Genomic DNA, 464 nt, shown 5'->3' with positions numbered 1-464 from the left:
CCGAAGTACGGCCCCTTGACCGCGACCGCTTTCAACGTCTTGCGAATCGCGTTGACGACCAGCGTCGCCAACGCTTCGCCCTCCACGTCTTCAGCCACGATCAGTAGTGGCTTACCCGTTCCTGCAACCTTTTCCAGCAATGGCAACAGATCGGGAAGCGAGCTGATCTTGTCTTGGTGCAGCAGGATCAACGCGTCCTCGAGCACCGCCTGCTGGTGATCGAAGTCGGTAACGAAGTATGCCGACAAGAAGCCCTTGTCGAAGCCGATACCCTCGGTGAACTCCAACTCGGTGCCCAGCGTCGAGGATTCTTCGACGCTGACCACGCCGTCGTGGCCGACCTTGCTCATCGCTTCGCCAACCAGGTCACCGATCTGCTCGTCGCGCGAGGACACCGTCGCCACCTGCGCGATGCCGGTCTTGCCGGACACCGGCGTGGCCGATGCCAGCAGCGCCTCGGATAC

Annotated in this window: 1 pseudogene; it reads right to left on the bottom strand. The window is 61.9% G+C overall.

From position 1 onward, the window contains the following. Positions 1-464 (bottom strand): annotated as a pseudogene (gene groEL, locus D7X74_RS42370) (chaperonin GroEL); the annotation flags it as partial.

The organism is Corallococcus sp. CA047B, assembly GCF_003612065.1.
GTDB classification, from domain to species: domain Bacteria; phylum Myxococcota; class Myxococcia; order Myxococcales; family Myxococcaceae; genus Corallococcus; species Corallococcus praedator.
Note: the sequence above shows the minus strand (reverse complement) of the source record. Positions and strands in the feature narration are given on the sequence as shown.